Source organism: Thiorhodovibrio litoralis (assembly GCF_033954455.1).
GTDB lineage: Bacteria > Pseudomonadota > Gammaproteobacteria > Chromatiales > Chromatiaceae > Thiorhodovibrio > Thiorhodovibrio litoralis.
Genome location: NZ_CP121473.1, coordinates 4,514,823 through 4,530,953, shown reverse-complemented (window position 1 = coordinate 4,530,953; position 16,131 = coordinate 4,514,823). Strand labels below are relative to the sequence as shown.

Here is a 16,131-nt window from a genome sequence, read left to right as displayed (position 1 = left end):
TCGGCGACTTGCTCTCGGTCGAGGTTGCGGGCGTTGATTTTTACTCCCTGTAACAGCTACATGGACGGCTTGTTCAGCCACCGTCGCCGATGGTGGTCAGCAGCTTATCGAGCCGATCATGGCTGTCGCTCAGATCTTCCTTGGTGGCCAGGACGGCGGTCGGGACCGGGCAGATTTCGACGCTGTCGAGCAGCAGCTTCCCGGTATTGTTGAAATGTCGCAGACGCCAAATCGGGCGCACGGCGGTGGCCTCGATTTGGCAGCGCCCGTAGCCGCTGTTGACCATGCGCGCCGGTCCGCTGCCGAGGCAGCGGTTGATTAGGTCCATGGCCGCCGGGTTTTGCGGGAGCATGCTGAGATTAATGCGGTGCGCTGCGCCGTTGACTGTGCTGTCGATGTCCAGGCCAGACGCCTTGGCGCGAGCAGCGGCATCGATTTCCGGGTGCAGATCAAGGTGGGTTTCAAGCTCGGCGAGCACCGCCACCGCGTCCATGGTGTCTTCGGAATAATCACGCGGCCAGTTAATGCGACCCCTCGCAGTCTGGAAAGGACGTTCGCGCATCAGCAGAGGACAGTCGCCCGGCTCTAAGGCGTCCGCAATGGACTCGCCTGCGGGATCAATGAGCTGCCAACGCCACACGCCGGTGATTCCGGTCTCGGATAGGATGGCCTTGGGGTGTTGGTCGCAGGCGTCGAACTCGGCGCGGATTTCCCCTTCGCCCAAGGCTTCGATCACCAGCGCATGGGTTGGGGCATCGAGGGTGGCGATGGAGATGGGCTCCGCCCGGCGCCCGGCGATGCTGTGCGCGACGCCCGTGCGCAGCTGCTCAAGAACCTCGATCGCCGCTGGGCAGTCGGTGATGTCCAGCGCGGGGCGAACCTGCGAGTTTCCGTTCATGGTTTCACCTGGGGGCTGCATTGATGAGGTGGATTCAGGAGGTGGTTTGCAGAACGCGCTGATCGCCATGGCGCCATGCTTGCTTCGTTGATGGGCGCCCGCTTTCGTAGTCGGTCAACGCCAGCGCCGGGTGCGGCTGGGCGCCATCGGCCAGCGGCTCGCCGTCGGCCGCCGCGGCGACTGGCCGAATGCCCTGCGCGTCCAGATGGGCCAGTGCCTCGGCCAAAGCCGGCTCGATCATCGCCTTGACGCTGTCACTCAGGCTTCCGCCATAGTCTTCCAATCGCTCGGGTTGCACGCCGATCAGAAGCATGTTCGGTGGCAGCTGGCCGAGCAACTCGGCCATGGCCAGCACGTCCTGAAAGCCAACCTGGTGCAGGCTCATCTTCTTGGCGCCGAGAAAACGGGGGACCTCGTCATCCCGAACGACTTTGAGTGTCCCCGGCGGCAGGCCATAGTCGATAGCGTCGAAGATGATCAGATGCTCGATGCCTTCGAGCAGGTTGACCAGGTAGATACCCTGGGTGCCACCGTCGAGCAGGTGCACCTGATCATCGAAGGCATGGCGTGCGCTCAGGATTTCGACGCAGCGCACGCCAAAGCCCTCATCGGCCCACAGCAGGTTGCCGATGCCGAGGACCAGAACCCTTGGTTGCGACCCAAGCACCGCCGTCATGGCCGATCATCCTTGAACATGCGCCAGCCGCTGATCATGGTGCTGATCAGGCTTTGGCGCGACATCACATCCTCGCGCACGGCGGTGTAGACGTGCAGCATGACGAAGACGACCAGCACCCACATGCCCCAGTGGTGCCACATGCGCACGTCCTGGCTTTGACCAACCAGCGGAATCACCCAGCCGAAAAGTTGATCCTGCCAACTGCCGAGGCCGGTTTGTTCGGAGTAGAGCGCGAAGCCGGTGAAAATCATCACCAGGCCGCCGACGGTGATGATGACGACCATGAACAGATGCGCGAGCGGATTGTGGCCGACGTATTTGCGCGGTTCTGACTCCTGGAAGGCGTACCAGCGCACCTCGTGCACCAGCTCGGCCCAAAATGCGGGGCGCCAGAACGGCAGGGTAAAGAGCTGGCGGGCATAGCTGTTGCCGACAAAGGCCCAGTAGAGGCGGAACAGGAAGCCAACCGCAAAGACATAGGCCGCCGCGAAATGGAAGAAGCGAATATAGCCCATCTGGAAGTGGGCGCTGGCCTCGCCGCTTAAGCTTGGCGGCGGATTGGCGATGAACCAGCCGGTGATGGCCAGCACGGTGATGGAGGCCGCGTTGATCCAGTGCCAGGCGCGCAGTGGCGCTTGGTAGACATACACGGCCGTCTGGCGCGTGGTGGGCAGGGATGGATGCATGACAGGTTCCTCCCTCATGGTCAGCGCACGCGGATTTCGGTCAGCGGTGAGCCGTCGGGACTCATCACATGGGTCGAGCAGGCCAGGCAGGGATCGAAACTGTGCAGGGTGCGCAGAATCTCCAGTGGCTCCTCGGCCTTGGCCAGCGGCGTGTTGAGAAGCGCCGCTTCATAGGCGCCGATGTTGCCTTGGGGGTCGCGCGGCGAGCCGTTCCATGTGGTCGGTACTACGGCCTGGTAGTTGTCGATCTTGCCTTTCTCGATGGTCACCCAGTGGCCGAGCGCGCCGCGCGGGGCCTCGGTGGTGCCCACGCCTTTGGCCTGCTTGGGCCAGGAGCGCGGCTCCCATTTGTCGGTGTTGGCGGTGGCGGTGTCGCCGGCTTTGATGTTGGCGACCAGCTTGTCCTGAAAATAGCGCATCTTGTGCGCGGCCCAGGAGGCCTCCAACCCACGCGCGGCGGTGCGCCCGAGGGTGGAGAAGAGCGCCGTCAGCGGCAGGCCAAGATCGGTGAGCAGCTTGTCGACTGGCTCCTTGAAGTCCGGGCGGCCCTGGACATAGCCGATGACCCAACGCGACAGCGGGCCGACTTCCATAGCGTGTCCGCGCCAGCGCGGGGCCTTGATCCAGGAATACTTGGCGTTCTCATCGACCGCCTGGATGTTGGTCTTGGTGCCCTTGGCATTGGGGCCAAGCTGGAAATTGGGCTCGGTCACGCCATCCCAGGGATGTAGGCCTTTGGACTCGTCGGCGTAGCGGAACCAGGAGTGATCGACGAACTCCTGAATCTCCTCCGGGTCGCGCAGATCAACTGGATGGACGGTGTTGAGATCGCCGCCGATGATGGCCCCGCGCGGCAGCAGCAGATTGGCATCGGAGTCGTCATTGGCGTGATCCGGGATGTCGCCATAGGACAGCACCGACTGGCTGCTTAAGCCCCCGCCGTAGGTCCAGTCCTTATAGAAGGACGCGATGGCCTGGAGATCGGGCAGATAGACCTGGTCGATAAACTCGATGGTGCGATCAATGATGGAGGAGACCAGATTCAGCCGCTCCATGTTCACCGCACCCACGGCACCGGTGCCATCGACATTGATGGCGCAGGGCATGCCGCCAACCAGCCAGTTCGGGTGCGGGTTCTTGCCGCCATAGACGGTGTGGATCTTGACGATCTCTTTTTGGAAGTCGAGCGCCTCCAGATAATGCGCCACCGCCATCAGATTGGCCTCGGGCGGCAGCTTGTAGGCCGGACTGCCCCAATAGCCATTCATGAAGGGGCCGAGCTGGCCGGATTCGACAAAGCGGGTCAGCCGGGCCTTGATGTCGCGGAAATAGCCGGGCGAGGACAGCGGCCAGGGGCTGATCGACTGCGCCAGCGTGGAGGTCGCCTTGGGATCAGCCTTAAGCGCCGAGACCACATCCACCCAGTCCAGTGCATGCAGATGGTAGAAATGCACCAGATGATCCTGCGCCTGCAACGTCAGTTGCATCAGGTTGCGGATGGAATTGGCGTTCTCCGGAATCGGGATACCCAGCGCATCCTCCACCGCGCGCACCGAGGTCAGCGCATGGGTGCCGGTGCAGACACCGCAGATGCGCTCGGTAAAGGCCCAGGCATCGCGCGGATCGCGCCCGCGCAGAATGACCTCCAGCCCGCGCCACATGGTGCCGGTGGAGACCGCATTGCGGATGACGTTGCTCTCATCGAGATTGACTTCGACGCGCAGATGGCCCTCGATGCGGGTGACGGGATCGACAACGACGCGCTGGCCGCTGTTGTCGAGTGAAAAACCATTGGGTGTGGTGACAGTCATTTTGGTTTACCTCCCTGTTGCTCAGTCCTGTGACTCGGTTTCAGTGGCCTTGGCGGTGCCCGGCGCACCCGCCGATTCATCGACGCTTTGCTTGCCGCGCCGGTAGGCACTGTAGGCCGCATGCGCGCCAATGGCCGCGCCCACGCCGCCGACCGCCGCCAGCCCGACCTTGTCGGCATTGGCCTCGACGCCGAACACATGGGTGTCGGTCACATGCTGATAGAAGCCTTCCTTGTCCCAGAAGTCCTTCTCCGAACAGCCGATGCACCCGTGCCCGGACTGGATCGGGAAAGAAACGCCGTTATTCCAGCGCACCGTCGAGCAGGCGTTGTAGGTGGTCGGCCCCTTGCAGCCCATTTTGTACAGGCAGTAGCCCTTGCGCGCGCCCTCGTCGTCGAAGGACTCGACAAACTGGCCGGCATCGAAATGCGGACGGCGATAACACTTATCGTGAATGCGCTGGCCGTAGAACATCTTCGGGCGGCCCTGGCGGTCAAGTTCCGGTATCCGCTCAAAGGTGAGCATGTAAGTCAGGATGCCGGTCATCACCTCGGCAATGGGCGGGCAACCCGGCACCTTGATCACCGGCTTGTCGCGGATAATTTCATCGACCGGCGTCGCCTGGGTCGGATTGGGCCGCGCCGCCTGCACGCAGCCCCAGGAGGCACAAGACCCCCAGGCCACCACCGCCGCGCAGTCCGCCGCCATCTCCTTGAGTTGCTCATGGAAAGGCCGCCCGGCGATGAAACAGCTCATACCGTCCTGCCCGAAGGGCGCGTTGCCCTCCACCGCCAGAATGTACTGACCGCGATAACGGGTGCGGATGTCATCCAGGATCGCCTCCGCCTGATGTCCCGCCGAGGCCATGATCAGATCGTCATAGTCCAGCGAGATCATCGACAGAATCACATCGGTGGCCAGCGGATGCGCCGAGCGGATGAAGGACTCCGAACAGCAGGTGCATTCCAGCCCATGCAGCCAGATCACCGGCGTGCGTGGCTTGGTCTCCATCGCATGGGCGATGCGCCCGGCCATGCTCGGGGCCAGGCCAAGGGTGGCCGCCGACACACCGCAGAAGTTAAGAAAGGTCCGCCGGCTGATGCCATGGCGGCGGAAGTGGTCGTAGAAGGTATCGGAGGTGGGTATAGGGCTTGACATAGGCTTACTGACAGATTGAGCGCACGGTTACAATGCGATGACAAGTAGGCCTATTATATGTGGGGGGATTGATAATTCTCGGTCAATCGGACGCGATCGCTTGATCTGTATCAAGAAATGATTAAAAAAGGCTGTTAAGACAAAACATTAGAATATTTGAAATCTAGCAACGTCTAAAATACAACCATTAGAAATTGCTAATTGTTTAATGTCCTTCATGCGGTGGCTGCATCGCAGAGTCTGCATTTCGCAAGAGGATCGAAGGAGAATCACCGTCATTTGGGTAGCGATTGCGGGCGCTCGCTTCCGCCGTGCGGACGGCTAAGACTCGGAGGGCTCAGGCACTTGACAGAAAGATAGAAACCTTATTCACAACGGCTGACCGCGTTTGCTTGCGCTCTTTGGCAGGCATCGCGATTCTTAAGGTGTAAATCAAATAATATCAATTAATCAAGACGTTATAGTATTGATCAGATTTCGGCCAATTTAACCCAAGGCGAGTGGTGGGGCGGGTTCAGTGGCTGACATCACGGTTTTTGCACAGAGTTATCCACAGTGATTGTGGGTATCGGGGTTTTCCCCATGGGTGCGCGTGGGTTAGGACGTTCTCGCAAGGCGGTGTTCGAGAGTGTGCGGCTATCTTGGGCGGCCGTGACCTGCGGGCGGTCCGCTGGTCGCACGGCTGGCGGGCGACTCGGCTAAAATCGAAGGAAAATCAAAGGGGCCATGGTCGAATTCTTTTCTGGTGGCAGGTTTGTTATGACGCGCGCACTCGAAGAAAGAGCGAGTGTCGGCCGGGCTTGAGTATGATTGGGCGCTGATGCTCACATACCCGGAGCTACATGGATCAGATTGCCAACCCGCACGATGCCTTTTTTCGCGAGAGCTTCGGCCGGCGCGAGATCGCGCTCGACTTTCTGCGCCTGCACCTGCCGAGCGTGCTGCAAGATGCCTTCGATCTCGACAGCCTGGAAATCGCCAAGGACAGCTATGTGGCGGCCGATCTGCGCAGCGCCTTCTCCGATCTGGTCTATCGCCTGCACAGCCGTGACGGCGAGGCGGTTTGCTTCGTTTACATTCTGTTCGAGCACAAGAGTCAGCCCGAGCATTGGGTACTGCTTCAATTGCTGCGCTATCTCGTTGCCGAGGGTGACGAGCACCGCAAACAACATCCCGAGGCACGCACCCTGCCGCCGGTCTATCCGCTGGTGATCTACCACGGCACCCGCCCCTGGCGCGTGCCGAGCCGCTTTCATGATTTGGTCGACCCATTGCCGGCGGCGCTCGCGCCCTTCGTGCCGCAGTTTGGCTATGCGCTGCATGATCTCTCTGCCCGCGCCGACGCCGAGGTCAAAGGCACGGTGCTTACCCGGTTGGTGCAACTGGCGCTACGCTGGATTTTCTCGGACGCACCCGTGGAACGCTTGGCCGAGCTTATGGCGCTGATCGAGCAGATCGACAACCGCGACACGGCCTTGGAGATTCTCGAATCTTTGCTACGCTACTACGTCCAAGGCACCGGGCGGGTGGAAGAAGACGACGCCCGCCGCCTGTTGAAACAGACTGCCGATGGAGATCCACTCATGCAGACCTGGATTGATCGCTACATCGAACAAGGCCGCCAGAAAGGACTGGAACAGGGGCTGGAACAGGGACGGGAACAGGGACGGGAGCAAGGGTTGGAGAAAGGCGAGCGCAATGGCGAGGCGAAGTTGCTGCTGCGTCTGATGCGCCAGAAATTCGGTCCGCCGAGTCCGGAGGTGCGCGAACGGATTCTGAAAGCCGATGCCGAGACGCTGCTCGCTTGGTCCGAACGGTTGCTAAGTGCCGACAGTCCCGATGCCGTCATACACTAATGTTCCCGTTAGGTTCAGAATATATTTCTGAGCCACCCGGACGCGACGCCCAACCCCCCCCTGACTGATGCGGCCTGAGTGTCAGGCTTCACCTTCCAGCACCGTGGTTCGTGCCTATCGAAGTAAGCGCTTCACCAATGAGGAAACTTCCACAATGGATGACATGCAACTTTTGATCGACCTGCACAAGGATGCCGACCGCCAGGGTCCGGGTGGAGATGCCGAGTCAGAGCAGGCGCTGCGCCTGGCCATGCACAACATGGCCCTTCTTCATCAGAACAGACGGCTGCAAATCGCTGACATCGGCTGCGGCACTGGTGCCTCGACCCTGGTGCTAGCACGGCTGCTCGATGCCGAGATCACGGCGGTGGATTTTCTGCGGGACTTTCTCGATGTGCTTGACGAGCGCGCGCGAGAAGCCGGGGTGGGCGAGAAGATCCAAGCGCTGTGCCATGGCATGGAAGACTTGCCCTTCGAGCCGAATACCTTCGACCTGATCTGGTCCGAGGGCGCCATCTACAACATTGGCTTCGAAAAAGGCGTGGGCGACTGGCGCCGCTATCTGAAAGCTGGCGGTGTTCTGGCGGTCTCGGAGATCACCTGGACCAGCGCCACGCGTCCCGCCGAGGTGCAAGCGCATTGGCAGCGGGAGTATCCGCAGATTGACACCGCCGCGGCCAAGCTGCAGATCCTCGAGCAGCAAGGCTACGCTCCCATTGGCTATTTCATTCTGCCGCAACAGTGCTGGATCGATCAGTATTACCGGCCAATGCAGGCGCGCTTCCCGGAGTTCCTCGAGCGGCACCAGCACAGCGAGGCCGCGCAGGCCATCGTCGCCGCCGAAGAGCAGGAAAGCGCGCTTTATGAGCGCTACCGGGACTACTACAGCTACGGGTTCTATATCGCCCGGAAGCTCGGTGATTGATGACTCTGGCAAGGCGCCTGCGTTCGCGTCCAGAGGCTTTTGGGGGACGTTTGAGACCCTGATGCCGCGCGGTGCGCGCTGCCGAGGCGCGCTTGGTCGCGCGGGGGATGGGCGACTCGGCTATACTCGCGCCAGCGCGGCCAGTTGTTGGCCGCGCTTTTTTTGATTTGCCGTTTTTCGCCCCCGGGGAGTAAAGGTTCAGTGATCGAACGTCTGCGCAATATTGCCATCATCGCCCATGTCGACCATGGCAAGACAACACTGGTTGATAAGCTTCTGCAACAGTCCGGTACGCTCGGCGAGCGCTTCGGCCCGGTCGAGCGGGTCATGGACTCGAACGACCTCGAGAAAGAACGCGGCATTACCATCCTGTCGAAAAACACCGCGCTGCGCCTCTCGCTTAAGGGCGAGGACTACCGCATCAATATCGTTGACACGCCCGGGCATGCGGACTTTGGCGGCGAGGTGGAGCGGGTGCTGTCCATGGTGGACTCGGTGCTGCTGCTGGTCGACGCGCAAGAAGGCCCAATGCCGCAGACGCGCTTTGTGACCACCAAGGCCTTTCAGCATGGCTTGCGGCCGATCGTGGTGGTGAACAAGATCGACAAGCCCGGTGCGCGACCGGATTGGGTGATCGACCAGGTGTTTGATTTGTTCGACCGTCTCGGCGCCACTGACGAGCAGCTCGATTTCCCCATCGTCTATGCCTCGGCCATCAATGGCTATGCGGGCCTGGACGAGAATGTGCGCGAGGGCGATATGAACCCGCTGTTCGAGGCCATCATTGAGCATTGCCCGCCGCCAGAGGTGGACCCGGACGGGCGCTTCCAGATGCAGATATCGACCCTGGACTACAGCTCCTTTGTCGGCGCGATTGCGGTCGGTCGCATTCAGCGCGGCGCGGTCAAGCCGAATCAGCAAATCATTGTGGTCAAGCGCGACGGCAACCGCCAGCGCGCCAAGATAGGGCTGGTGTATGGCTACATGGGGCTCGAACGCTTCGAGGAGAAACAGGCGCAGGCTGGCGACATCGTGGCGCTGACCGGCATTGATGCGCCCAATGTGTCCGACACCCTGTGCGATCCGGAAGCGGTCGAGGCCTTGCCGGCGTTGACGGTCGATGAGCCGACGGTGACTATGACGTTCCAGGTGAATACCTCGCCCTTCGCCGGCAAGGATGGCAAGTACCTGACCAGTCGCCAGCTGAAGGACCGACTCGAACGCGAGCTAATCCATAATGTTGCCCTGCGCGTCGAGGAGGGCACGGACCCGGAAAAGTTCCGCGTCTCCGGGCGTGGCGAGCTGCATCTGTCCATTCTGCTTGAGAACATGCGCCGCGAGGGCTATGAGCTGGCTGTCTCGCGCCCGGAGGTTATCTTCCGCGAGGTCGATGGTGTGATCTGTGAGCCCTATGAGCAGCTCACGGTCGACCTGGACGAGGCCAATCAAGGCGCCATCATGCAAGCACTGGGTGAGCGCAAGGGCGAGCTGAAAGACATGGTCCCGGACGGCAAGGGCCGAGTGCGCCTGGATTATGAAATCCCCTCACGCGGGCTGATCGGCTTCCAAACCGAGTTCATGTCGCTGACCTCCGGCACTGGACTCAAGCACCATGTCTTCGACCACTATGGCCCGGCCAATCAAGGCGGTATCGCGCCGCGCCGCAACGGTGCCATGATCTCCAACAGTCAGGGCAAGGTGCTCGGCTATGCGCTCTTTAACTTGCAGGATCGCGGGCGCCTACTGGTCGCGCCCGGTGAGGAGGTTTACGAAGGCCAGGTGGTCGGCATCCACTCGCGCGACAACGATCTGGTCGTCAACCCGCTCAAGGCCAAGCAGCTCACCAACATCCGCGCCGCTGGCTCGGATGAGAACATCCTGCTCACGCCGCCGGTGCGCTTTTCCCTTGAGCAGGCGCTGGAGTTCATTGAGGACGACGAACTCGTGGAAATCACGCCATCGGGCATTCGCATTCGCAAGCGCTTCCTGAAGGAGCACGAGCGCAAGCGCGCCGCGCGCGGCGGCTAGTTGTGCGTGGGCCAGGGGGCTGTTTGCGCAGCGGCTCGGCGCTAGCGGCGTTCATTCAGCGCACCTCAAGCCGCATCAAGCTGCGTCAAAGGCAACCGGTTGACTGAATGCTTGGCTAAGCCGGTTTTCTCAGGCCACTTCGCGCTGGTGCTCGGCCTCCCAGCCGATACAGGCTAGGGCGATGTAGCGGGGAACTGGGCGCCATATGTTTGGCGTCCGCTGATTCTTGCAGCAGGCGAGCGAAGCGTTTGACCAGTTTAGGGCGCTCAAGCAGCATGCTCAGGCTGTGCTTGCGGGAGTTCTTAACCAGGGTGGATGGGTCGAAATAGGCCTTGGCGTTGTCGACTGATAGTACGAATGGTGGTTTGCCAGCGCGTGCGAGCAGGTAGCTCATGACCAGCGAGCCGGTGCGATGGTTGCCCTCCAGGAAGAGCTGCGGCTGGCTTAGGATCTGGATATAAACCCGCGCGGAGCGCCGCCAGATGCTCTGCTTCTCGAGCAGTTGATAACAGTTGATGAGTTCGCCGATGCCGCCGTCGCCGGTGGCATAGAACTGCTCCTCGGTTGCTTCGAGCTGGTGGCGCGCCTCACTGCAGGCAGGCTCGGCCTCGCCCCAGAGCACCAGGGCATTTAGCCCAAGCAGCTGGGCGGACTGGCCGAGCGCGAAGGGGTCCTGCCCATGCTCCAGCCAGGCATCCACCTGGCGATAGCCGGCCAGCAGCTGATCAAGCACCTGGTCGCTCAGCGGGTCCCGCGGCGTGGTCAGCGTCTGGTTGATGCGCTCGAACCCATCTTGAACCGCGCGCAGCGAGGCCTCGATGGTGGGAAGATTCAGACGCGCGCCCAGGGAAACTCTCGACACATCAACTAAACTCGCCAGCGATGTACTCGCGGGTCAGTTTCTCGCGCGGGTCTGCGAATATCTGCTGGGTGTCGCCCATTTCGACCAGATAGCCGGTGCGCCCGCCCTCGGAGATATCGACCGAGAAAAATGCCGTGGTATCGGCCACGCGCGTGGCCTGCTGCATGTTGTGTGTCACCAGTGCGACCGTGTAGTTTTCCTTCAGCTCCAGCATTAACTCCTCGACCTGACGGGTGGCGATGGGGTCGAGCGCCGAGCAGGGCTCATCCATCAGCAGCACATCGGGTTCAGTCGCCACCGCGCGGGCAATGCACAGACGCTGCTGCTGACCGCCAGAGAGCGACAAACCGCTGTTCTTGAGCTTGTCCTTGACCTCATTCCAGAGTGCGGCGCTGCGCAGGGCCTTTTCCACCCGCTCGTTCATGTCCCCTTTGAAGCGATTGAGCCGCAGGCCAAAGGCGACGTTGTCGTAGATGCTCATGGAAAAGGGATTGGGCTGCTGGAACACCATGCCGATGTAACGCCGCACCAGGACAGGATCAATGGTTTTGTCGTAGATGTCCTGGCCATGATAGGTGACCGAACCTTCAAAGCGGAACACCGGAATGAGGTCGTTCATGCGGTTTAAGCTGCGCAGCACGGTCGATTTGCCGCAGCCCGAGGGGCCGATGAAGCCGGTGATTTTATTCTTCTCGATGGGCACAATGCTATTGCGCACGGCGAGAAAGTCGCCGTAAAAGATTTTATCCAACCGGCAGTCCATGACCGTCTGCTTTGGATCGACGTGCCAAGCGGCAGCCTCTGTGATAGACCCCGTCGCAGTGTCGCTTTTACTGCTGCTGCCAGTGTCTGTTTCCAATAACCTGCTCTCAATCATGCTCGCATCTGCGGTCGCATTCATGTCTTCAATACCTCAAAAATTGTCTTTTAGAATTTTTGCCGACCCAGGACGCGGGCAAGGATGTTAAACACCAGAATGATGAGCACCAGCACCAGGGACGCCGCCCAGGCCAGCTCGAGCTGATTGTCATAAGGCATGCCGGAGAAGTTGTAGATCAGGATCGACAGCGAGGCGGTCGGCTGTCCCAGCCCCTCCAGACCATTGACGTAGTAGGTGCTGAACAGGGCGGTGAACAGCAGCGGTGCCGATTCGCCAGCCGCGCCCGCCACCGCCAGCAGCACACCGGTGATCACGCCCGGCATGCCGGTGGGCAGTGTCACGGCGGCAATCACCTGCGCGCGGGTGCAGCCCATGCCGTAGGCGGCGTCTTTCATCTTTTGCGGTACCTGTTTGAGTGCTTCCTTGAGCCTGAGCAGACTATTTGCGGGAATCGGCCGCGATTCTGAGCAAATTCAGTGAGGGAAAACAAAAAACCCCCTCAAACAACTTGACGCAAGTTGTCCGAGAGGGCTGTCTCCGAATTTCGCCAAAAACCAGGAGACAGTCCCAGTGTGTCACGCCTTTCTTGCCGACACGAACTTTTACCAACTGCTCACCCGGATCGACGAGTCGATTGCCGAGGAAGTCCGCGCGGGCGGCTGTGACTGCGGTGGTGCGTTGCACAGCGCCCGTTATCCGCGTAAGCCCCGAGGTGTGCGTGGCGTCTTGGATGAGAGCTACCAGAGCCGTCTGAGTTTCTGCTGCGCCGCGGACGGGTGCCGGCGGCGCAGCACCCCGCCTTCCGTTCGGTTTCTGGGCCGCAAGGTCTATCTCGGGGTCATCGTCGTGCTGATTTCGGCCCTGCATGACGGACTGAGCGCATCGCGTCGCCGGCGCTTGATCAAGACGCTCGGTGTCACCGTCCAAACCCTGCGGCGGTGGCAGCACTGGTGGCGTGAGCAGTTTGTGCAAACCCGCTGCTTTCGATCCTTGGCTGGTCTGTTGATGCCGCCGATCGCCACCGAGCACCTGCCAGGATCCCTGCTGGAAAAATTGAGCGCAAAAGCGTTGTCCGAGCGCGTCGTGCAACTGCTGATATTGATCGCCCCGAGCACGACAGCGACAGGCTTGCTGTAGGGCAACGCCAACCCGCAGAAGACCTCATCGCGCCGCTGGGCGGCGCCTTCTAGACTCCCGGTGATGTGTGAAACAACTGGGAGGTGAAGACGAATGTCCGATGACAACGGCCTCGGTGATCCCGATGGTTGGGCGCGGTTGCGCTTTGCCATTATTGGTCCTTTATTGGCTGATCCTGCGCCGGCGAACGCGCTGGGCGCGCGGCTGAAGGCGCTGGCGGCCAAGTCATGGCGTCATCCGGTGACTGGGCGGGCGGTCAGTTTTAGCTTTGGGACCTTGGAGCGCTGGTATTACCTCGCACGCGATGCCCAAGACCCGGTGACCGCACTGCGCCCGCGCCGGCGCAGCGATGCCGGGGAGCAGCGCGCGCTGAGCCCGCGCCTGATGGAGGCCGTACAGGCGCAATACCGCGACTACCCCGGTTGGACGGTGCAGCTGCATTACGACAACCTCGCCGCCTTGTGCGCGGGCGATGAAACCCTGGGGCCGCTGCCCTCCTATGCCACCGTGCGCCGCTTCATGAAGCGCGCGGGCCTGCACCGCCGGCGTGTCCCGGCGCGCAAGACACCCGGGGCCGAGCAGGCCGCGCGGCGCCTGGAGGCCTGCGAGGTGCGCAGCTATGAAGCCCAGTATGTCCATGCCTTGTGGCATCTGGACTTTCATCATGGCTCGCGCAACGTCCTCACCCGGGGTGGCGTCTGGGTCAAGCCCCTGCTGCTGGCGGTCATCGACGATCACTCGCGCCTGATCTGCCATCTGCAGTGGTACCTCGATGAGACCACCGAGACCTTGGTGCATGGTCTGGGACAGGCGTTGCACAAGCGCGGGCTGCCGCGCGCCCTGATGAGCGATAACGGCGCGGCAATGCAGGCCGAGGAATTCACCGCCGGATTGCATGCGCTGGGCATCCTCCACGAGCCGACCCTGCCGTACAGCCCGTATCAGAACGCCAAGCAGGAGCGCTTCTGGGCCACGCTGGAAGGCCGCCTGATGGCGATGCTTAAGGGGCTGGAGGAGCTGAGCCTGCAGCGGCTCAACACCCTCACTCAGGCGTGGGTGGAGCAGGAGTACCACCGCAAGGTCCACAGTGAGACCGCCGCCACGCCGCTTGCGCGTCTTCTCGATGCGCCCAACGTGGGGCGCCCCTGTCCGGACAGCGAGCAGGTCCGCGCCGCTTTTCGTTGTCGCGTCCAACGCCGTCAGCGCCGCAGCGATGGGACGCTCAGCCTGGCGGGCAAGCGCTTCGAGGTGCCGGCGCGCTTGCGTCACCTTGAGCAACTGCATATCGCTTATGCCCGCTGGGATCTGAGTGCTGTGGACGTGGTTGATCCCCACTCGGGCGCCATCCTCTGCCGCCTCTATCCCCTCGATAAAGCCGCCAATGCCTCCGGGCAGCGTCGGCGCCTTGAGCCCGCCGGCGCACCGCCACCGCCATCACAACGCGCCACGACGCTGCCACCGTTGCTGCGCGACTTGCTCGCCGAGTATGCCGCCACCGGTCTGCCGCCGGCCTATCTGCCAAAACACGATGACCTGGAATCCAGTCGATGAACAAGACCCTGCTGGCCCTCTATGGACTGAAGTTCAATCCGTTCTCCCCGGAGCTGCCGACGGCGGCACTGCATCGCAGCGCGCCGGTGGAGCAGTTTTGCTGGCGCATCGAGCAGAGCCTGATCCGCGAAGGCGGTTTTGCGCTCATTCAAGGTGATCCGGGTACCGGCAAGAGTGCGGTACTGCGCCTGCTCGATGAGCGTCTGCGCCAGCTGCCCGATATCAGCGTTGGGGCGCTCACGCATCCCAGCTCGAAGGTGGCGGACTTCTACCGCGAGATGGGCGATCTGTTCGCCGTTGACCTCAAGCCCCATAACCGCTGGGGTGGCTTCAAGATCCTGCGCGAGCGCTGGCTGGCGCATCTGGAGACGACGCTGTTGCGCCCGGTGTTGCTCATCGACGAGGCGCAGGAGATGCATCCGACGGTGCTCAATGAGCTGCGTCTGCTGACCTCCATGCAGTTCGATTCGCGCACGTTGTTGAGCGTGATCCTGGCCGGCGATGGCCGCCTGGCGACCAAGCTGCGCCGTGAGGAGTTGCTGCCGCTGGGCAGTCGTATCCGTACGCGCCTGAGTATGGAGTATGCCAGTCGCGAGGCGCTGGTCGCCTGCCTGGAGCATTTACAACACAGTGCCGGCAATGCGAGTCTGATGAGCGCAGGGCTGATGAAGACGCTCGCTGAGCATGCGTTGGGCAATTATCGCGTGCTCACGACCATGGCGGCAGAATTGCTGGCGCAGGCTGCTCGGCTCGAACGCGCGCAGCTCGATGAACAACTCTACCTTGAGGTGTTTGGTTCAGCGGCGGGCAACGCCCGCCAACGCCCGAGTGCCAGGGCGGGCGCCTGATGAGCCGCTTGAGCGCTGAGCGCCCGCACCAGGCCATGACAGCGGCAAGACACACCGCCGTGATGCTTGAGGCATGGCACGACGCTGGCATCGTGCGTGCCGATTTGGCGGTGCGCACCGCCAAGGCGACGATGCTGTGGTTCCATGATCGCTCTTTGGATCAGCTTCCGTTGGGGCTGGCCAGAGCGCGCAATGTCCAACAGGCCGATATTTATATCCGTCCAGCCCGCGGCTATCCCTGGCCAATGGTGTTTCTCGATGATGTCGCACGGCCGATGGCGCAGCGCATCGCTCGGCACTATGCGGCCCTGGTGGTGCAGACTTCGACGCTCGGGGGCTGCCACCTGTGGCTACGGCTGACCCGCGCGCTCGATGAGGCGCAGCGCTGTGATGTGCAGCGTTGGCTGATCCCGCGCGTTGGCGCCGATCCGGGCTCGGTCTCCGGTGAGCACCTCGGTCGGCTCGCCGGGATGAAGAATGCCAAGCGTGGCGGGGAGTGGGTCAATGTCCTTCGGCGACCAAGCCCGCAGGAGCGCGTCTGGGATCCAACTCCGGCCTTGCCAACGATGGCTCCGGCTCCGCCGCCGGTCGTCAACTGCGCTCCACGGGCGCGCTTATCCACCGGTGATCCGTCCGAATCTGCCCGCGAATGGGGCTGGGTCTGCGGCGCTCTTGAGGCCGGCCTTGCACCGACCACGGTCTACCAACGCTTGCTCGAGCGCGCGTCCCCGCGTCGCGGAGCCGATGCCGAGCGCTATGCCCGCTACACCCTCGCTCGCGCCATTCGCCAGAGCGCTAGAGGCAACTGAACC

Annotated in this window: 15 protein-coding genes; 7 read left to right on the top strand and 8 right to left on the bottom strand. The window is 62.0% G+C overall.

From position 1 onward, the window contains the following. Positions 1 to 73: 73 nt before the first annotated feature. Genes Thiosp_RS20650 through Thiosp_RS20630 form a run of 5 tightly spaced genes read right to left on the bottom strand, consistent with a single transcriptional unit; the run spans position 74 to position 5,232 of the window. Complete coding sequence (locus Thiosp_RS20650; RefSeq protein ID WP_201063091.1) at positions 74 to 898, bottom strand: hydrogenase expression/formation C-terminal domain-containing protein; 825 nt, start codon at positions 896 to 898, stop codon at positions 74 to 76. Between the two features lie 34 nt (positions 899 to 932). Continuing rightward, positions 933 to 1,574 carry a HyaD/HybD family hydrogenase maturation endopeptidase gene (locus tag Thiosp_RS20645; RefSeq protein ID WP_201063092.1) on the bottom strand — a complete coding sequence of 214 codons (642 nt, stop codon included), beginning with the start codon at positions 1,572 to 1,574 and terminating at the stop codon, positions 933 to 935. Beyond that, on the bottom strand, positions 1,571 to 2,263 hold the full coding sequence (gene cybH, locus Thiosp_RS20640) for a Ni/Fe-hydrogenase, b-type cytochrome subunit (protein WP_201063093.1): 693 nt from the start codon (positions 2,261 to 2,263) through the stop codon (positions 1,571 to 1,573). Before cybH ends, Thiosp_RS20645 begins: the two co-directional genes overlap by 4 nt. Positions 2,264 to 2,283: 20 nt before the next feature. Further along, positions 2,284 to 4,074, bottom strand: a complete 1,791-nt coding sequence (locus tag Thiosp_RS20635; RefSeq protein WP_201063094.1) for a nickel-dependent hydrogenase large subunit — start codon at positions 4,072 to 4,074, stop codon at positions 2,284 to 2,286. Between the two features lie 21 nt (positions 4,075 to 4,095). After that, entirely contained in the window at positions 4,096 to 5,232 is a 1,137-nt protein-coding gene (locus tag Thiosp_RS20630) for a hydrogenase small subunit (protein ID WP_207187960.1), read from the bottom strand. Positions 5,233 to 6,074: 842 nt separating this feature from the next. On the opposite strand from Thiosp_RS20630, the gene Thiosp_RS20625 reads away from it, so the two are divergent. The 3 genes from Thiosp_RS20625 (at position 6,075) to typA (ending at position 10,041) form a co-directional block, all read left to right on the top strand. Next, complete coding sequence (locus tag Thiosp_RS20625) at positions 6,075 to 7,088, top strand: Rpn family recombination-promoting nuclease/putative transposase (RefSeq protein ID WP_201063095.1); 1,014 nt, start codon at positions 6,075 to 6,077, stop codon at positions 7,086 to 7,088. 154 nt (positions 7,089 to 7,242) lie between these two features. Then, positions 7,243 to 8,013, top strand: a complete 771-nt coding sequence (locus Thiosp_RS20620) for a class I SAM-dependent methyltransferase (protein ID WP_201063096.1) — start codon at positions 7,243 to 7,245, stop codon at positions 8,011 to 8,013. Between the two features lie 201 nt (positions 8,014 to 8,214). Continuing rightward, on the top strand, positions 8,215 to 10,041 hold the full coding sequence (gene typA, locus Thiosp_RS20615) for a translational GTPase TypA (protein WP_201063097.1): 1,827 nt from the start codon (positions 8,215 to 8,217) through the stop codon (positions 10,039 to 10,041). A gap of 115 nt (positions 10,042 to 10,156) precedes the next feature. Here the strand turns inward: typA and Thiosp_RS20610 are convergent, their stop codons facing one another. The 3 genes from Thiosp_RS20610 to Thiosp_RS20600 are packed head-to-tail and all read right to left on the bottom strand — an operon-like array spanning position 10,157 to position 12,178. Next, positions 10,157 to 10,903 (bottom strand): hypothetical protein, encoded by a 747-nt coding sequence (locus Thiosp_RS20610; RefSeq protein ID WP_201063098.1) that lies wholly within the window; start codon positions 10,901 to 10,903, stop codon positions 10,157 to 10,159. Between the two features lies 1 nt (position 10,904). After that, positions 10,905 to 11,780: a phosphate ABC transporter ATP-binding protein PstB gene (gene pstB, locus Thiosp_RS20605; protein WP_430738936.1), complete on the bottom strand. Its 876-nt coding sequence runs from the start codon at positions 11,778 to 11,780 to the stop codon at positions 10,905 to 10,907. A 50-nt stretch (positions 11,781 to 11,830) separates the two neighbouring features. Further along, positions 11,831 to 12,178, bottom strand: a complete 348-nt coding sequence (locus Thiosp_RS20600; protein ID WP_242518173.1) for an ABC transporter permease subunit — start codon at positions 12,176 to 12,178, stop codon at positions 11,831 to 11,833. A gap of 175 nt (positions 12,179 to 12,353) precedes the next feature. On the opposite strand from Thiosp_RS20600, the gene Thiosp_RS20595 reads away from it, so the two are divergent. From Thiosp_RS20595 to Thiosp_RS20580, 4 genes are all read left to right on the top strand, one after another. Then, positions 12,354 to 12,920 carry a hypothetical protein gene (locus Thiosp_RS20595; protein ID WP_323696520.1) on the top strand — a complete coding sequence of 189 codons (567 nt, stop codon included), beginning with the start codon at positions 12,354 to 12,356 and terminating at the stop codon, positions 12,918 to 12,920. Positions 12,921 to 13,013: 93 nt separating this feature from the next. Continuing rightward, positions 13,014 to 14,471 (top strand): DDE-type integrase/transposase/recombinase, encoded by a 1,458-nt coding sequence (locus Thiosp_RS20590; RefSeq protein WP_323696457.1) that lies wholly within the window; start codon positions 13,014 to 13,016, stop codon positions 14,469 to 14,471. After that, entirely contained in the window at positions 14,468 to 15,319 is an 852-nt protein-coding gene (locus tag Thiosp_RS20585) for an ExeA family protein (RefSeq protein WP_323696456.1), read from the top strand. The genes Thiosp_RS20590 and Thiosp_RS20585 overlap by 4 nt, the downstream gene beginning before the upstream one ends. Further along, a complete protein-coding gene (locus Thiosp_RS20580) occupies positions 15,319 to 16,128 on the top strand; it encodes a DNA-primase RepB domain-containing protein (protein WP_323696455.1) in 810 nt (269 codons plus the stop codon). Before Thiosp_RS20585 ends, Thiosp_RS20580 begins: the two co-directional genes overlap by 1 nt. Positions 16,129 to 16,131 lie beyond the last annotated feature (3 nt).

Coding starts and splice junctions, on each gene's coding strand:
- Thiosp_RS20645 (WP_201063092.1), bottom strand. CDS start 1,574: ATGACGGCGGTGCTTGGGTCGCAACCAAGGGTTCTGGTCCTCGGCATC.
- Thiosp_RS20650 (WP_201063091.1), bottom strand. CDS start 898: ATGAACGGAAACTCGCAGGTTCGCCCCGCGCTGGACATCACCGACTGC.
- cybH (WP_201063093.1), bottom strand. CDS start 2,263: ATGCATCCATCCCTGCCCACCACGCGCCAGACGGCCGTGTATGTCTAC.
- Thiosp_RS20585 (WP_323696456.1), top strand. CDS start 14,468: ATGAACAAGACCCTGCTGGCCCTCTATGGACTGAAGTTCAATCCGTTC.
- Thiosp_RS20635 (WP_201063094.1), bottom strand. CDS start 4,074: ATGACTGTCACCACACCCAATGGTTTTTCACTCGACAACAGCGGCCAG.
- pstB (WP_430738936.1), bottom strand. CDS start 11,780: ATGATTGAGAGCAGGTTATTGGAAACAGACACTGGCAGCAGCAGTAAA.
- Thiosp_RS20620 (WP_201063096.1), top strand. CDS start 7,243: ATGGATGACATGCAACTTTTGATCGACCTGCACAAGGATGCCGACCGC.
- Thiosp_RS20625 (WP_201063095.1), top strand. CDS start 6,075: ATGGATCAGATTGCCAACCCGCACGATGCCTTTTTTCGCGAGAGCTTC.
- Thiosp_RS20580 (WP_323696455.1), top strand. CDS start 15,319: ATGAGCCGCTTGAGCGCTGAGCGCCCGCACCAGGCCATGACAGCGGCA.
- Thiosp_RS20600 (WP_242518173.1), bottom strand. CDS start 12,178: ATGAAAGACGCCGCCTACGGCATGGGCTGCACCCGCGCGCAGGTGATT.
- Thiosp_RS20630 (WP_207187960.1), bottom strand. CDS start 5,232: ATGTCAAGCCCTATACCCACCTCCGATACCTTCTACGACCACTTCCGC.
- Thiosp_RS20590 (WP_323696457.1), top strand. CDS start 13,014: ATGTCCGATGACAACGGCCTCGGTGATCCCGATGGTTGGGCGCGGTTG.